This window comes from Novosphingobium sp. (assembly GCF_027489515.1).
Lineage (GTDB): Bacteria > Pseudomonadota > Alphaproteobacteria > Sphingomonadales > Sphingomonadaceae > Novosphingobium.
This window is the reverse complement of record NZ_JAIXZS010000096.1, coordinates 1-12008: the sequence shown is the minus strand read 5'-3', so window position 1 is coordinate 12008 and position 12008 is coordinate 1. Positions and strand designations below refer to the sequence as shown.

Here is a 12008-nt window from a genome sequence, read left to right as displayed (position 1 = left end):
TTGGTTGACACTATGAACCGCTTCCCCTTCTCCGCCATCGTCGCGCAAGACGAAATGAAGCAGGCCCTGCTGCTGGCCGCTGTCGACCCTTCGATCGGGGGCGTGATGGTCTTCGGCGATCGCGGGACCGGAAAATCGACGGCAGCGCGGGCACTTGCCGCGATCCTGCCGCCGATCGTCGCAGTGGAAGGCTGCAGGTTCGGCTGCGCGCCGCACGATGCGGGGACCTGTCCAGATCCCTGTACATCGAAGAAGACGGCCAAGCGCGCGGTGCCCTTTGTCGATCTGCCACTGGGTGCGACCGAGGACCGCGTGATCGGCGCCCTCGATCTCGAACGCGCGCTGCGCTCGGGCGAAAAGCGCTTCGAGCCGGGGCTCTTGGCCAAGGCGCACCGCGGCTTTCTCTATATCGACGAGATCAACCTGCTTGAGGATCACCTCGTCGATCTGCTGCTCGATGTCGCGGCTTCGGGCGAGAACCTCGTCGAGCGCGAAGGGCTTTCCGTGCGGCACAAGGCGAAGTTCGTGCTGATCGGCAGCGGCAATCCGGAGGAGGGCGAACTGCGGCCGCAGCTGCTTGACCGGTTCGGCCTCTCGGTCGAGGTGCGCACCCCGCAGACGCTGGATTCGCGGGTGGAGATCATGCGCCGCTGCGCCGCGCACGAGCGCGATCCGGCGGCGTTCGGCGAGGAATGGGCGGCGGCGGATGCCAAGATCGTGCGCCGCATCGCGAAGGGGCGGTCGCGGCTGCCTTCGGTCGTGACGCCGGACGAAGTGCTCTATGACGCCTCGCGCCTGTGCATGGCCTGCAAAGCCGATGGCCTTCGCGGTGAACTCACGGTGATGCGTGCCGCCCGGGCGCAGGCTGCGCTGGAGGGGGCTGATACGGTCAAGCGCAAGCATGTGATCGCTGTTGCGCCGATGGCGCTTCGCCACCGGCTGCGCCGCGACGTGCTGGATGAAACCGGATCGACCACCCGCATCGAACGCGCGGTGGCCGAGGTGTTTGGATGACAGCCCCCGAGGCGCCGCGAGACGCTGCGCCCGCCGCTGAGGATGCGGCCCTAGCGCTGCGCGCGTTTGCGCTCTGGCCGGCGGGTTTCGGTGGCCTCTGGCTGCGCGGCCCCGGCCCGGCGCGCGATGCGCTGGTCGAGCGACTGGGGAGCGCGGTCCATCTAAGGCGCATGCCCGCGCATATCGACAGCGAACGGCTGCACGGCGGGATCGACCTTGCCGCGAGCCTTGCGGCGGGGCGCAGCGTGGCGCGCAGCGGCTTTCTGGAGGAAGCACGCGGCGGGGTAGTGATTGCACCGCTGGCCGAGCGGATCACCGCATCGCTGGCAGGGAGCATGGCACAAGCGCTCGATCTTGCTGAACCGTCCGAGCGCTTCGGCCTTGTTCTGCTCGATGACGGCGCGGAGCGCGACGAAGTGCCGCCGCTCAGCCTGACCGAACGCATGGCATTCATGTGCGATCTGGGCAGCACCGTACCCGCCGATCTCGGAAATGCAGATCTGCCCGAGCCGATCGCCTCCCCGTCTGAAATTCCGTCTTGCAGCGCCGAGGGGCTGGAGGCACTTGCCGCCGTTTCGCTCGCGCTAGGCGTCGATTCCGGGCGCGCGCTGCGCTTTGCGGCGCTGGCCGCCGGCGCGAGCGCGCGCCTCGATGGACGCAAGACCGTGCGCGAAAGCGATCTGGCAGCCGCGGCCCGGCTGGTGCTGGCCCCGCGCGCGACACGCCTGCCGCCACCACCGCCCGAGGATGAGGACGAGGCGCCTCCCCCACCTCCGCCGCCGGCCGAGAACGACACAGATACCCCCGGCGACGAGGAACAGGAGGACAATGGCACCCCCGATCCCGATCAGCTGATCGAAGCCGCTGCCGCCGCGATCCCGCCTGGTCTGCTCGAAGCGCTCGCTGACGGGCGCACCCGGCGCGGCGCGGGAAGCGGCGGCGGTGCGCGGCATCTCTCGCCGCTGCGCGGGCGTCCACTCGCTGCTCGGCAGGGTTTGCCGCGTGGCGGGGCACGTCTGGCGTTGATCGATACGCTGCGCGCCGCGGTCCCATGGCAGGCGCTACGCCGAAGCGAAGGCGATGCGCGCGCCGGCCTGCGCATCATGAAGGATGATGTGCGCGTCCGCCGGTTCGAGGCGCGCAGTGCATCTGTGACAATCTTTGCCGTCGATGCTTCAGGCTCGGCCGCATTTACGCGGCTGGCCGAAGCGAAGGGCGCGGTCGAACTGCTGCTGGCGCAGGCTTATGTGAAGCGCACCGAAGTGGCGCTCGTGGCGTTTCGGGGGAACGAGGCGCAGTTGCTGCTGCCGCCGACCCGTTCGCTCACCCGCGCGCGCCGGGCGCTGACCGAGCTACCCGGTGGCGGCGGCACCCCGCTCGCTGCAGGCCTGTCGATGGTCTGCACACTCGGCACCGGCCTCACCCGCCGCGGCTATACCCCGCTGCTGGTGCTGCTGACCGACGGGCGCGGCAATATCGCGCTCGATGGCAGCACCAACCGCGTCGCCGCGACCGACGACGCGCTGAAGGCCGCGCGTGCGATCGCTTCGGCAGGCCTTGCCGGCGTGGTGATCGACATCTCGCCCCGCCCTCGCCCCGAAGCGGCTGCCGTCGCTTCCGCCATGCGCACGCGCTATGTGCCGCTGCCGCAAGCGAGCGCCGCGACGCTCAGCAAGGTCATCGGAGCCCTTACGTGAGCCGGCCGCTTGTTTGGGAAAACGACGGTCGCGAGTGGCCGCACCGCGCAGCAAGCCGGTTCGTGCAAGCCGGGCCGCTGACGTGGCATGTGCAGGAAATGGGCGAAGGCCCGGCGGTGGTGCTGCTGCACGGCACCGGCGCGGCCACCCATAGTTGGCGGCACCTGATGCCGCTGCTGGCGCAGGACACCCGCGTGATCGCGATGGATCTGCCAGGGCATGGCTTTACGCGCGGGCGGCCTGCCGGCGGGCTGACGCTACCGGGCATGGCTGCGGCGGTCGCGGCGCTGCTCGACAAGCTGGAGGTGCAGCCCGAGCGGCTGATCGGACATTCTGCCGGGGCGGCGATTGCGCTCAGGATGGTGCGCGACGGGTTCGCCGTGCCGGAGGTGATCGGCCTCAATGCCGCCCTCTCTCCGTTTCCCGGGTTTTTCGCACCGTTGTTCCAGGGCCTCGCCCGTGCACTCGTGCTCAATCCGCTGGTGCCGCGCCTGTTTGCGGCGAGTGCGCGGACCTCGGGCGATACCGGGCGGCTGCTGGTCCGATCGACCGGTTCGCAGATCGATGCCGAGGGGGTGCGCTGCTACGCCATGCTGCTCGGCAACGCGCTCCATTGCCGCGGGGCGCTCGAGATGATGGCCGGGTGGGATCTTGCGGGGTTGCAGCGTGATCTGCCCAAGGTCATGGCGCGGGTCCGCCTGATTCACGGTGCGAAGGACGCTGCCGTGCCGACCAGTTCGGTCGAGCAGGCAATCAAGCTGCTGCCGCAAGCCACGCTCAGCGTCCTTGCAGGTCTCGGCCACCTGGCGCACGAAGAGCGTGCGGATCTCGTTGCGGAGGCCATTGCCACCGCAACGCCGGTACATGCTTGAGAGGGAGGCAGCGCGTGGCTCAGAACTTCGGTTGGATCGAAATGGTCGTCTTCGGCGGCATCGCACTCTCGCTTGGCGTATGGCAGCTCGTCTCGGTCAACCGCGAGATCGCGCGGGACAAGGCGAAGAAGGATGCCGCGCCGAAGGATTGAGCGCTCAGCGCCGCGCCCTCGGCATTCGGTGCGGGATCAGTTGCTGCACGATCGGTGAGCAGAAGCGGTCGAGCGAGAGCGTCTCCTGCATCGCAACCACCGGTTCGCCATAGAGCCGCGCGTGGAGCGTCGAGCGGGTATAGAAGGGCGAATCCTCCCATGTTCGCCGCACACGGGCGAGACCGCGATCGGCGCGGGTCACACGCTCCATCTGCCATAATGTGTTGGGCAGCGGCGCTGTTGGCGGCAGGTCTGCCTCGTGCGGGATACCAGCGGAATCGAAGCGCAGCGCGCTGGCAAAGGTCGAGCCATCACGGCGCTGGCCTTCGTAGAACACCGCGACATGCTTGCCGAGATGCGCGCGCGACCAGTGCCAGACGCGAAAGCCTTCCTCGAGCGACTCAGAGCCGCGATTGGAATCGAGGTAGGCGCTGCCCTTCCAGCTAAGTTCCGGCGCCTTCATCTCTACCGAGATTCGTGCGCGCGGAGCCAGGCAGTGCCACAAGTGCGTTCCCGCGGGATCGAGCGCGAAAGCTTCGGTATTGAGCATCTCGGGCCAGACCTTGATCTGCCCCGAAACGCGCCGGCGGAACGGGTTCATGATCCGCTTGTCGAGTTCCTCGATGTCGATGATCAGGCAGTCTCCTGCCCAGCGCACCGAACTGGGCCCGATGGCGAACTGATCCCGTTCAGGCTTGACCGCATGTTCGCCCCGCTCGGTCATCGTCCAGCGCGCCTTGGGGCCATAGAGCGCGACGTTGAGAGCGCAGTGATCGAGTGGGTTTCCACGGCCCGAGCGCTTGAAATAGGGTGAGAACACGCTGCCGATGAAGGCGATCAAGGTGAGGCCGTGCTGCCCATCATCGCTCAGCGCATCCACGTACCACCAGCTGTAGCCACCCGGCGGCACCGGCGCATCGAAGCGCGGATGGGCATCACTGTCGCGGCTGCCGGGCGCGCGGACGAGGCGATCGTCCTCGCCGCGCCCAAGCAGCGCCCAGGGATCGGGCGCGACCGGCGCGGGCGGCAAGGCGCCGTTCATCCGTGCAATGCCCTTCCACAGTGGCGGCCATTCCTCGGCAGTTTCCGGCCCACTGTCCTTGAACCGCAACGCACCATCTGCGGGGGTCTCGCCTCGCCACATGGTTCAATCTCCCTCGCCCCATCCGCAGGACGTGCAGGGATGATTGACGCAATGGCACTAAATGTCCAATGTAATTGACATATGAATATGTCCAATCGTCTGGATTTGCCCCAAAGGGTCGGCCTCAGGGAACGCTGGATCGGCTGGCGCAACCGCCTTTTGACAAATCCGAAGTTCCAGCAATGGAGCGCCGCCTTCCCGCTGACGCGTCCGATCGTGCGCTCCCGCGCGCGGCGGGCGTTCGATCTGGTGGCCGGATTTGCCTATGCGCAGGTGCTGACGGCCTGCGTCGAGGGCGGCTTGCTGGACCTGCTGGCTGAAGGCGCCTGCGATACCGCAACGGCGGCGAATCGCGCCGGACTGGGCATGGACGCGACCGAGCGCCTGCTGCGCGCCGCCGCCTCACTGGGGATTGCCGAGTCGCTGCCGGGCGGGCGCTGGACCTTGGGGATGGATGGCGCCGCGCTCCAGTGCAATCCGGGTGCGCAGGCGATGATCCGCCACCATGCGCTGTTGTACACCGACCTCGCAGATCCGCTGGCGCTGCTGCGCGCAGACCGCAAGGAACCAACCGCGCTCTCCGAATTCTGGACCTATGCGCGGGCCAGCGCGACGGGCGCAGTGCCGCCCGGGCGGCAGGGCGACGCGGACAACGCGCCTGCGGCAACCGCCTATTCGGCGCTGATGGCCGCCTCGCAGGCGATGGTCAGCGAACAGCTCGTTGCCGCCTATAAATTCAGCCGCCACAAGGCGATGCTTGATGTGGGCGGGGGCACTGGCGCCTTCGTGCGCGCAGTGGGCATGGCCGCGCCGGCGCTGCGACTCGGCCTGTTCGATCTGCCTGACGTTGTGTCAGGCGCGGAGACGACGCTCGGACGCGATGCGCTGATCGCGCCTCGGCTTTCCCTCCACAAGGGCAGCTTTCTCCACGATCCGATGCCCACTGGCTTCGATCTCGTGACGCTGGTGCGGATCCTGCACGATCATGATGACGAGCCTGCGCTGCGCATCCTGCGCGCGGTGCGCGCGGCGCTTCCGGCTGGCGGCACCTTGCTGATCGGCGAGCCGATGGCCGGTGCCGCCGGCGGCGAAGCGATGGGCGATGCATACTTCGGGTTTTACCTCTGGGCGATGGGATCGGGGCGTCCGCGCCGTCCGGCGGAGCTTGGTGCAATGCTCAGAAGCGCCGGGTTTGCGAGCTGGAAGGTGCTTCCCACCCATCTCCCGCTGGTTTGCGGTGCGATCGTCGCGCGTGTTTGACCGCCCTGCCCTGCTGCCCTCGCAAGGGACCACCAAAACGGACCACCGGCGTTCCTGCACAGCTTGTCGCAGGAGCAGTCTGCACAAAAGTGTAGTGTCGAGTTGACACTTCTTGATGACAATGTAAGCTGACACTCGGAAAGCCCCCTAGACCGAACGGCATGCCGTCCGGCCTCGGGCTGAGGGGAAAATGGTCGTGGAAGCACTAGCGCTAATCATGGAGGCACCGGAGCAATTGGCGCTCCGCCCCCTCGCGCTCGATGCGCCGACCGGCTCCGACGTTGTCGTCGAAGTCCGCTGGAGCGGCATCAGCACCGGCACCGAAAAACTTCTCTGGACCGGCAAGATGCCAATGTTTCCGGGCATGGGTTATCCGCTCGTGCCGGGGTACGAATCGGTCGGCCGCGTGATCGACGCCGGCCGCGATGCCTGGGCGCGAATCGGTGATTGGGTTTTCGTTCCCGGTGCCAGCTGCTTCCGCGATGCCCGCGGCCTCTTCGGCGGCTCAGCCCGCCGCCTCGTCCTTCCATCGACCCGCGCACTCACCATCGACGAGTCGCTGCAGGCAGACGGCGTGCTCTTTGCCCTCGCCGCGACGGCGCTCCACGCGCTCGATGGTGGCACCCTGCCCGATCTCATTGTCGGCCACGGCGTGCTTGGCCGCCTGCTGGCGCGCATCACGATCGCACTGGGTGCACCGCCACCAACCGTGTGGGAAACCGATCCGCTGCGCACCGCCGGGGCCATTGGCTACAAGGTCGTCTCGCCGGACGAGGATACGCGCCGGGACTACCGTTCGATCTGCGACGCCAGTGGCGATTCGAACATTCTCGATACGCTGCTCTCGCGCCTGGCGCGCGGCGGCGAGATCAACCTCGCCGGGTTCTATTCGGACCGGCTGAACTTCGCCTTTCCCGTGGCTTTTCGTGCCGAGGCCCGCATCCGCGTCGCCGCGGAATGGAGCCCCGGAGACCTTGACCGGACCCGCGATCTCATTCGCGACGCCCGACTCGACCTCAGCGGGCTCGTCACCGACGTGCGGCCCGCGAGCGAAGCGGCGGAAGCCTATCCTGCGGCCTTTACCGACCGCAACTGCCTGAAAATGGTTCTCGATTGGAGCAATTGCGCATGACGACTCTTGAAGCATCTGCGCGCGTTCAAGCGCTTCGCGATGAAGCCGCGATCGAACCCGACGCGATTGTACCTACCGAAGTGACCAAGGAAACGCAGATCATCGCGATCTACGGCAAGGGCGGCTCGGGCAAGAGCTTCGCGCTTTCCAACCTCAGCTACATGATGGCGCAGCAGGGCAAGCGCGTGCTGCTCATAGGCTGCGACCCCAAGTCAGATACCACCTCGCTCCTCTTCGGCGGCAAGAGCTGCCCGACGATCATCGAAACCTCGGCGCGCAAGAAACTCGCTGGCGAGGATGTGCGGATCGAGGACGTGTGCTTCCAGCGCGACGGTGTTTTCGCGATGGAGCTTGGCGGGCCAGAAGTCGGCCGCGGCTGCGGTGGGCGCGGCATCATCCACGGGTTCGAACTGCTCGAGAAGCTGGGCTTCCACGAGTGGGGCTTCGATTACGTGCTGCTCGACTTCCTGGGCGATGTGGTCTGTGGCGGCTTCGGCCTGCCGATTGCGCGCGACATGTGCCAGAAGGTCATCGTCGTCGGCTCGAACGACCTCCAGTCGCTTTACGTCGCTAACAACGTCTGCAAGGCGGTCGAATACTTCCGCTCGATGGGCGGCAATGTCGGCGTTGCGGGCATGATCATCAACAAGGACGACGGCACCGGTGAGGCGAAGGCCTTTGCCGAGACGGTCGATATCCCGGTGCTCTGCGCTATCCCGGCGGACGAGGATATTCGCCGCAAATCAGCGAACTACCAGATTATCGGCCGGCCCGACACGCAGTGGGGCAGCCTGTTCGAGGAACTCGCCGAGAACGTCGCCACAGCCCCGCCGCGCCGGCCCAAGCCGCTCGATCAGGATGGGCTGCTTGGTCTGTTCTCGCCCGAGGAAACCGGCGGCAGCGTAACCCTGCTGCCCGCCACCCAGGCCGACATGCGCGGCGGCACTTTCGAACCGAAGGCTTCGCTGGAGGTCATCTACGATGACATCTGACGCCCGCCCCCCTGCTGACCGCATCGACGCCGTGCCGGACGCGCTTGTGCCCGCCGGCGAAGGTGGCGGCTGCCATGGCGGCGCCGACCGCATGCGCGAAGCAGCGCGCAGCGCGGGCAAGAGCGAAGTGCTCGACCGTTATGCCGCCGATTATCCGGTCGGCCCGCACGACCAGCCTCAATCGATGTGCCCGGCTTTCGGTTCGCTGCGCGTGGGCCTCCGGATGCGGCGGACAGCCAGCGTGCTCTCGGGCTCGGCGTGCTGCGTTTATGGCCTCACCTTCACCTCGCACTTCTACGGCGCGCGGCGCAGCGTGGGCTATGTACCGTTCAATTCGGAATCGCTCGTCACCGGCAAGTTGTTCGAGGATATCAAGGAAGCGGTCGAGAACCTCGCCGATCCTGCGCTTTACGATGCGATTGTCGTCACCAACCTCTGCGTGCCCACCGCGAGCGGCGTGCCGCTTCGCCTGCTGGGCAAGGAAATCAATGGCGTCCGGATCATCGGGATCGATGTTCCGGGCTTCGGCATCCCGACCCATGCCGAAGCCAAGGACGTGCTCGCCGGTGCCATGCTCGCCTATGCCCGCAGCGAGGCAGAAGCAGGCCCGGTGAGCGCGCCCCAGACGCGGCCCGACAAGCCGACCGTCACCTTGCTCGGCGAGATGTTCCCGGTCGATCCGATGGGGATCGCCCAGATGCTCGAGCCGATGGGCCTGGCCGCTGGCCCCGTGGTGCCGACACGCGAATGGCGCGAGCTCTATGCCGCGCTCGATTGCGCCGTCGTTGCCGCAATTCACCCCTTCTACACCGCCAGCGTGCGCGAATTCGAAGCCGCCGGCCGCACGGTCGTCGGCTCGGCGCCAGTGGGCCGCGATGGCACCGCCGCCTGGCTTGCCGCGATCGGCGATGCCTGCGGGATCAAGGCGGATCTCGTCGCCGCCGCGCAGAACCGCATCCTGCCCGCCATCAGCGGCGCGCTCGCCGCCCGCCCGATCAAGGGCCGCATCACGGTTTCGGGCTATGAAGGCTCCGAACTGCTGGTCGCCCGTCTGCTGGTCGAGAGCGGCGCGGACGTGCGCTACGTCGGCACCGCCTGCCCGCGCACCGTATGGTCCGATCCTGATCGCGAATGGCTCCAGGCCCGCGGCATCAAGGTGCAATATCGCGCCAGCCTTGAGCAGGACATTGCCGCGGTCGAGGAATTCCGCCCCGATCTCGCCATCGGCACGACGCCGGTGGTGCAGCACGCCAAGCAGATGGCGATCCCGGCGCTCTACTTCACCAACCTCATCTCGGCCCGACCGCTGATGGGCCCGGCAGGTGCCGGCAGCCTCGCCATGGTGGTCAACACCGCCATTGCTGGCAAGGCGCGGTTCGACCGGATGTCTGCCTTCTTCGACGGCGTCGGCACCGGGCACACCACCGGCGTGTGGGAAGATACCCCGCAGGACCGGCCGAGCTTCAAGAAGAAGTACGCTGCACTCAACGAGGCTGCCCGCAAGGCGGCCGAGGCGGTGGGCTCATGATCCTCTTGATCTCATACGGCGACCAGCGCCTCGCTGTCACCGTTCAGCCGTCGCGCCAAGCGTGCAGCCAGCCATCAAGCCCGCCCTCAGACCAAACGCCCGACCAACTGTCAGCCCTGCTGTTCGGCCATAGCTTGGGCAAGGCCCTGAGCCAGACATTCGGAGCGCGCGCATGACCCTCATCATCGATCATGATCGGGCCGGCGGTTATTGGGGCGCGGTCTACGTCTTCGCCGCGGTCAAGGGCCTGCAGGTCATCATCGACGGCCCGGTTGGCTGCGAGAATCTTCCGGTCACCTCGGTGCTCCACTACACCGACGGCCTTCCGCCGCATGAACTCCCCATCGTCGTCACGGGCCTTGGCGAGGAAGAGCTTGGCAAGACCGGCACCGAAGCGGCCATGCGCCGCGCGTGGAAGACGCTCGACCCCGATCTTCCGGCGGTCGTTGTCACCGGTTCCATCGCCGAGATGATCGGCGGCGGCGTCACGCCCGGCGGCACCAACATCAAGCGCTTCCTGCCGCGCACGATCGACGAGGATCAGTGGCAATCGGCCGACCGCGCGCTGAGCTGGCTATGGACCGAGTTCGGACCCAAGGCGATGCCCGCCCCCAAGGCGCGCAAGGAAGGCGAGAAGCCCCGCGTCAACATCATCGGCCCGGCTTACGGCATGTTCAACATGGCCTCGGACCTGGCCGAAGTGCGCCGCCTGATCGAAGGCATCGGCGCCGAGGTCAACGTGGTCTTCCCGCTGGGCTGCCACCTCGCCGATATTCGCAAGCTGGCGGATGCCGACGCCAACGTCTGCCTTTACCGCGAGTTCGGCCGCAATTTTTGCGAAGTGCTTGAACGGCCCTACTTCCAAGCACCGGTCGGCCTCACCTCGACTACCCGATTCCTTGAGTCGCTGGGCGGTTCACTCGGGCTCGATCCCGAACCGTTCATCACCCGCGAGAAGCACACCACGATCAAGCCGCTGTGGGACCTCTGGCGCTCGGTGACGCAAGACTTCTTCGGCACGGCGAGCTTCGGCATCGTCGCGAACGAGACCTACACCCGCGGGATCCGGCACTTCCTCGAAGAGGACATGGGCCTGCCCTGCGCCTTCGCCTTCTCGCGCAGCGCCGGGGTCAAGCCGAAGAACGAGGATGTCCGCGATGCCATCCGCGCCGGCGCGCCGATGGTCGTGTTCGGCAGCTACAACGAGCGGATGTACCTCGCCGAATGCGGCGCACGCAGCATCTATATTCCGGCAAGCTTCCCGGGGGCCGCGATCCGCCGCCACATCGGTACGCCCTTTATGGGCTATTCGGGGGCGACTTATCTCATACAGGAAGTGTGCAACGCGCTGTTCGACGCGCTGTTCCACATCCTTCCGCTGGCCACCCAGCTCGATGCCGTACCCGCCACGCCGGCGCGCGCGCACCGCGAGCTGCCGTGGAGCGACGAGGCCAAGGCGAGACTCGACGAACTGGTCGAAGCACAGCCGGTCCTCATCCGCATCTCCTTTGCCAAGCGACTGCGCGATGCGGCCGAAGCCGCCGCGCGCGGTGCCGGCGAAAGCATCGTCAGCCCGGACAGGCTGGCAGATGCGCTGCTCGGAGCATCCGCTCCATGAGCCGCGCGAACGAAATGACCCGCAACCACGCGGGCAACCCCATTCCATCGGTTTCGACCGTTGGAATATCGCCGGGGGGCGATCGCCGCCTCTCGCTTTGCACGTCAATACTGGAGATGCAGAAATGAGCGATGATCGCCTTGGGCTCAGGACCTACCTGACCCCCGAAGAAGCCAAGGAATTCCACAAGCTGTTCATGAGCAGCTTCCTCGGCTTCACCGCCGTGGCCGTGGTTGCCCACGCGCTTGTGTGGTCGTGGCGTCCCTGGATTTCGTAAGAAATCCACCGTCACATCAAACACGTTTGGCCATAACGGCCACCCGGCCTTTTTCTGGCCGAACCTGAACGACCGCGCCCAATCGGCGCTTTCACAAGGACAGATACCATGTGGAGAGTCTGGCTTATTTTCGATCCGCGCAGGGCCCTGGTGGCTCTCGCTGCCTTCCTGTTTGTGCTGGCAATCGTGATTCACTTCATCTTGCTCAGCACGCCTCGCTTCAACTGGCTCGACGGCCCGCACACTGCGGCCCCGGCAGCCGCAGCCGCAGCCGCAGCCGCGGCGACGCCCTGACGACCTGCAAGGCAAGAGGCGGCATCCC

12 protein-coding genes are annotated in these 12008 nt (G+C 66.8%); 11 read left to right on the top strand and 1 reads right to left on the bottom strand.

Features of this window, described 5'->3' with window-relative positions; genetic code table 11:
• Positions 1–12: 12 nt before the first annotated feature.
• Genes bchI through Q0082_RS16490 form a run of 4 tightly spaced genes read left to right on the top strand, consistent with a single transcriptional unit; the run spans position 13 to position 3735 of the window.
• A complete protein-coding gene (bchI, locus tag Q0082_RS16505; protein ID WP_298194707.1) occupies positions 13–1014 on the top strand; it encodes a magnesium chelatase ATPase subunit I in 1002 nt (333 codons plus the stop codon).
• Positions 1011–2711 (top strand): magnesium chelatase subunit D, encoded by a 1701-nt coding sequence (locus Q0082_RS16500; protein ID WP_298194702.1) that lies wholly within the window; start codon positions 1011–1013, stop codon positions 2709–2711. The genes bchI and Q0082_RS16500 overlap by 4 nt, the downstream gene beginning before the upstream one ends.
• Positions 2708–3583: an alpha/beta fold hydrolase BchO gene (gene bchO, locus Q0082_RS16495; protein WP_298194701.1), complete on the top strand. Its 876-nt coding sequence runs from the start codon at positions 2708–2710 to the stop codon at positions 3581–3583. Before Q0082_RS16500 ends, bchO begins: the two co-directional genes overlap by 4 nt.
• Before the next feature lie 14 nt (positions 3584–3597).
• On the top strand, positions 3598–3735 hold the full coding sequence (locus Q0082_RS16490; RefSeq protein ID WP_298171255.1) for a hypothetical protein: 138 nt from the start codon (positions 3598–3600) through the stop codon (positions 3733–3735).
• A gap of 4 nt (positions 3736–3739) precedes the next feature.
• Here Q0082_RS16490 and Q0082_RS16485 read toward each other — a convergent pair whose 3' ends face one another.
• Positions 3740–4879: a hypothetical protein gene (locus Q0082_RS16485; RefSeq protein ID WP_298194699.1), complete on the bottom strand. Its 1140-nt coding sequence runs from the start codon at positions 4877–4879 to the stop codon at positions 3740–3742.
• A gap of 87 nt (positions 4880–4966) precedes the next feature.
• Between Q0082_RS16485 and Q0082_RS16480 the strand changes: the two genes are divergently transcribed.
• The 7 genes from Q0082_RS16480 (at position 4967) to pufA (ending at position 11980) form a co-directional block, all read left to right on the top strand.
• Entirely contained in the window at positions 4967–6139 is a 1173-nt protein-coding gene (locus tag Q0082_RS16480; protein ID WP_298194697.1) for a methyltransferase, read from the top strand.
• Positions 6140–6335: 196 nt separating this feature from the next.
• On the top strand, positions 6336–7271 hold the full coding sequence (gene bchC / locus Q0082_RS16475; protein ID WP_298194695.1) for a chlorophyll synthesis pathway protein BchC: 936 nt from the start codon (positions 6336–6338) through the stop codon (positions 7269–7271).
• Positions 7268–8263, top strand: a complete 996-nt coding sequence (locus tag Q0082_RS16470) for a chlorophyllide a reductase iron protein subunit X (protein ID WP_298194693.1) — start codon at positions 7268–7270, stop codon at positions 8261–8263. Before bchC ends, Q0082_RS16470 begins: the two co-directional genes overlap by 4 nt.
• A 91-nt stretch (positions 8264–8354) precedes the next feature.
• Positions 8355–9791, top strand: a complete 1437-nt coding sequence (bchY, locus tag Q0082_RS16465; RefSeq protein WP_298194704.1) for a chlorophyllide a reductase subunit Y — start codon at positions 8355–8357, stop codon at positions 9789–9791.
• A gap of 172 nt (positions 9792–9963) precedes the next feature.
• Positions 9964–11409 (top strand): chlorophyllide a reductase subunit Z, encoded by a 1446-nt coding sequence (gene bchZ / locus Q0082_RS16460; RefSeq protein ID WP_298194691.1) that lies wholly within the window; start codon positions 9964–9966, stop codon positions 11407–11409.
• Positions 11410–11533: 124 nt separating this feature from the next.
• On the top strand, positions 11534–11686 hold the full coding sequence (pufB, locus tag Q0082_RS16455) for a light-harvesting antenna LH1, beta subunit (protein WP_072383985.1): 153 nt from the start codon (positions 11534–11536) through the stop codon (positions 11684–11686).
• A 108-nt stretch (positions 11687–11794) separates the two neighbouring features.
• Positions 11795–11980 (top strand): light-harvesting antenna LH1, alpha subunit, encoded by a 186-nt coding sequence (pufA, locus tag Q0082_RS16450; protein ID WP_298194689.1) that lies wholly within the window; start codon positions 11795–11797, stop codon positions 11978–11980.
• The last annotated feature ends 28 nt before the right edge of the window (positions 11981–12008 follow it).

Excerpts from the sequence above, each read along its gene's own strand:
- bchY (WP_298194704.1), top strand. The coding sequence starts at position 8,355 with ATGCGCGAAGCAGCGCGCAGCGCGGGCAAGAGCGAAGTGCTCGACCGT.
- bchI (WP_298194707.1), top strand. The coding sequence starts at position 13 with ATGAACCGCTTCCCCTTCTCCGCCATCGTCGCGCAAGACGAAATGAAG.
- Q0082_RS16485 (WP_298194699.1), bottom strand. The coding sequence starts at position 4,879 with ATGTGGCGAGGCGAGACCCCCGCAGATGGTGCGTTGCGGTTCAAGGAC.
- Q0082_RS16500 (WP_298194702.1), top strand. The coding sequence starts at position 1,011 with ATGACAGCCCCCGAGGCGCCGCGAGACGCTGCGCCCGCCGCTGAGGAT.
- pufA (WP_298194689.1), top strand. The coding sequence starts at position 11,795 with ATGTGGAGAGTCTGGCTTATTTTCGATCCGCGCAGGGCCCTGGTGGCT.
- bchZ (WP_298194691.1), top strand. The coding sequence starts at position 9,964 with ATGACCCTCATCATCGATCATGATCGGGCCGGCGGTTATTGGGGCGCG.
- Q0082_RS16470 (WP_298194693.1), top strand. The coding sequence starts at position 7,268 with ATGACGACTCTTGAAGCATCTGCGCGCGTTCAAGCGCTTCGCGATGAA.
- pufB (WP_072383985.1), top strand. The coding sequence starts at position 11,534 with ATGAGCGATGATCGCCTTGGGCTCAGGACCTACCTGACCCCCGAAGAA.
- Q0082_RS16480 (WP_298194697.1), top strand. The coding sequence starts at position 4,967 with ATGTCCAATCGTCTGGATTTGCCCCAAAGGGTCGGCCTCAGGGAACGC.